General features: G+C 60.8%; 3 protein-coding genes. All 3 read right to left on the reverse strand.

Annotation, left to right across the window (positions count from 1 at the left end; all coding sequences use genetic code 11):
- Positions 1-252: 252 nt before the first annotated feature.
- From AC3ET4_RS30495 to AC3ET4_RS30505, 3 genes are read right to left on the reverse strand one after another with little or no spacing between them, the layout of a single operon-like run.
- The gene (locus AC3ET4_RS30495) at positions 253-1,215 is read right to left on the reverse strand and encodes a DUF2332 domain-containing protein (protein WP_431955159.1); all 963 of its coding nucleotides are present in this window, start codon (positions 1,213-1,215) and stop codon (positions 253-255) included.
- Positions 1,212-2,288 carry a polyprenyl synthetase family protein gene (locus AC3ET4_RS30500; RefSeq protein WP_431955161.1) on the reverse strand — a complete coding sequence of 359 codons (1,077 nt, stop codon included), beginning with the start codon at positions 2,286-2,288 and terminating at the stop codon, positions 1,212-1,214. The genes AC3ET4_RS30495 and AC3ET4_RS30500 overlap by 4 nt, the downstream gene beginning before the upstream one ends.
- Before the next feature lie 9 nt (positions 2,289-2,297).
- Positions 2,298-2,432, reverse strand: coding sequence for a hypothetical protein (locus AC3ET4_RS30505; protein WP_431955163.1), 135 nt, complete (start codon positions 2,430-2,432; stop codon positions 2,298-2,300).
- Between the last annotated feature and the right edge of the window lie 715 nt (positions 2,433-3,147).

A 3,147-nucleotide genomic window follows, 5' to 3' on the forward strand; every position in this document is an offset into this window, starting at 1 on the left:
GTCGGGGGCACCCTTCTATAATACTATCAGGGCGTCAGATCAGGGGCCAGCCAGCGTCGTAGCTGAATTCACGAGGTCGGATCATCAAACCGTGCGGAGACCCTCGCTGCAGCATGGGAAGATTGCATCTCGGAAGTGCCCTCGTGGTCGTGCGTGCTGGAAGCTTGAAGAAACTCCCATCATCGCAGGCCACAGGGCACTTCCTCGTTTCCGGAGAAGCTATCCACAGGCATCAAGCCGGTGGATTCGGGCTCAGGAGTAGACCGTGATCTGGAGTCGGGGCGCCGTTTCCCATTCGTGGGGCTCGAAGCTGACCCGTGCGACTTTCCGCTTGCAGGCGGCGCGGCTCAGGAGTCGCTCTATCTGCGTCTGCTGCTGCGGGTCGAGGTAGGACCAGAACAGGCTATGCCATACCACGGTATAGATCGACCGGTCCTCTTCGACTGCGGAGAGTTTTGCCTCCAGCCATTCCACCGCGTCAGCCTTGTCGACCTGCACTCCGAAACGGGAAGCGAGCGTCAGGGCATCATCCAGTTCCAGTTGTTCGATATCGCGCTCAGGAGGAAGGAACGATCTGACGATCAGGGAGTCGGCAGGGTCCGCGGGGTCGCGCGGGACGAGATCGCACCCTGCCCGCTCGACGATCCGGATGTCGCCGGGATTCCTGCCGTCGGTTGCCAGTCGCACCGGAGAATCGGCGTCCCCCCACTCCCAATCGGGTCCGAACCAGCGGTAGCGGTCAACGAGCAGGTTGAGTCCGGCGCAGGCGCCGAGTTCGAGCAGCCGGACTCGCGGAGCCCCGAGCATCCCCAGTCCGCTGAGCAGTGCGGCCGCGCGGCCTGGTTGATGCTGCTGGATCGGGCGGTCCAGTGCTGCCCGGATTTCGCCAGGATTTTTCAGCATCGCGTCGCGGAAAAGCAGCCAGGTCTGCTCGACGTAGGTCGGATCGCCGATCCCGGACGTCAGGTTTCGCAAATGCGCTTCGAGGTCCGGGGCCAACCCGGACAGGACGAGCCAGCGCACTCCGGAAAGTGCACGCATACAGAACAATGGCGCGCCAGCGTCGGGGTGCTCAGCGAGAGCCTGTGCGACTGGTCCGCCTTCTTCCACCTCGTCGACGAGACGGGAAAGTATGCCCGAGGAGACAGGGGCATATGTGGCCATGCCGCCGGACATTGTGCGCAGCTGACGAACAGAAGCCTCAGAGATCTTCACAGGGCACCACCACTGGTCTGCAACTTTGCACCATCGGCTGAGACATTGACCATCCACTGGATGAGGTCGCGATGGTCCGATGGTTCGGCCAGGTCTTCCAGAAGAGTCGATGCCTGATTTTTGATCACCGAAATCCGCTTGTTGTACGGAATCGCCAGGTCTGGCTGCCGGAACCTTCGCCAGACGGCCTCGCGGGCTCCCCGGTCACTCGATGCCCTGTCGTACTCCTCGACGAGGAGGCGCGACTCGTCGCGAGGCAGCGCTTCAACGGCGTGGGCCAGCAGCAACGTCCGCGTGCCGTTGGCGATGTCTATATCCTGGTCGGGCGACTGCGGCGCACGGTCGTTGGTCAATTGCCGAAGGGCGCCGAACAGATGACCGAAAGCCCTCCAGCGGCGAAGCTGTTCCGTGTTCGCGCCGCCGAGTGCTGCTGCCATCACACAGTCGCGGGCATAGGGCGAGCCTGACTTGCCCACGTAGGTGACCATGCTCCTTTTCCAGGTGCAGTCGCCTTCGGTCGACCTGGCGTCGTCGAGTTGGCTGCCGGCGGAGCGTAGACCGGTCCTCGTCAGCTCACGCGTCCAGACGGTTTCCAGTGAACTCGGCAACTCCGCACGGTTGACGATGTCCTGAGGAATCAGCGTGAGGCAGGCTGTACCCGCGATCGTGGCCGCAGCCGTCGTGAGTCCCGTCGCTGACGTATCGAACTCACCGTCCATCACGTCGTCGAGGGCCTCCGCGCCCGCCCACCACACCCGGGAAAGCACGCAGATTCGCAGCGCGGGGTCCGGATCACCGGTCAGGGCACCAAGCACCGGAAATGCGAGAAGATGGAACGGCATCCCACCGCTTTCATCGGACTCCAACAAACGGAGCACCGCATGGCAAAGCGATTCGTCTCCCTCGCAGGCGCTCCTGACAGAGAAACATGCCGCTTCATCAAGAACAGATGCTCTCTCGAGCAAATCTCTGTAGGCAAATGTTACGTCTTTGGCAACCATGGCTCTACCATCGTTGACGACTGATAAAGAAAGGCGGGGCACAAATGCCCCGGCCTTTCCGTCGAGATTCATGCCCCAATATCAGGTCTGGCTGGGCGCGCCGATACCGCTGCCGTTCTCGTTGAGAATCGTGCGGTCAACTTCCTCGGCCTCCGTGGCGATCCATGCACCTTCGAGGACCATGTCAATCTCGTCAATGATCGCCTGTGCAGACATGGACTGACTCCTTTCTCACTTGAAGGAACAAAATGGGCAGCATGCCGCTGGCGCTTCCATCTGCCGGCGGGCAGAACGTAGCACACAACTTCCGGAACTGACACCCGGGCGGATCCCCGTCGGATGAAACAATTGAATGCCGTTAGCGGACCTCTTTCCCGAAACCCGGCACTCAATCTAATCGCGGTGATATCGGACATCGGTTCACAGCCTGGATATATCACCCACCAGCCGTCGGCGGTACTCGGTCGCCGACTCGGCCGGCGGTTCTTACCGCACACCTTCGGGTCGCGCCCAGCCGACTGTCGCAACAAGCTCCACTTGATGAAGCTTTGGTTAATTAATGAATCTTTACCATCCAGTCTTCCCGCCTACTGCTTCAAATCACCCAAAGAGTCGCACTCGGACCATGCACTCTAGAATGCCCCGATCCGGCCCCCCAGCCTTTGGAGCCTGCGCAAGGCCGTGCTAACATCAGCGGTGTCGGAAGAGGGGGTGATCTTACGTCTACATCTACAGTCGTTAACGAAATTGAAGTGCTGCTCGACGGAACCTGGGTCGCCACGGAGATCGAGGAGCTCGAGCGCGTAGTGGTCAATGAGGACCCGACCGACCCCGGTGGTTCCTGGTCCACCTGATATCGAACCAGTTCAGCGACAGAGAGGTGGGGGTTTCACACCCCACCTCTCTTTTTAACCTCAATACCAGTGACTTA

The sequence above is a fragment of the Actinacidiphila sp. bgisy167 genome (genome assembly GCF_057707665.1).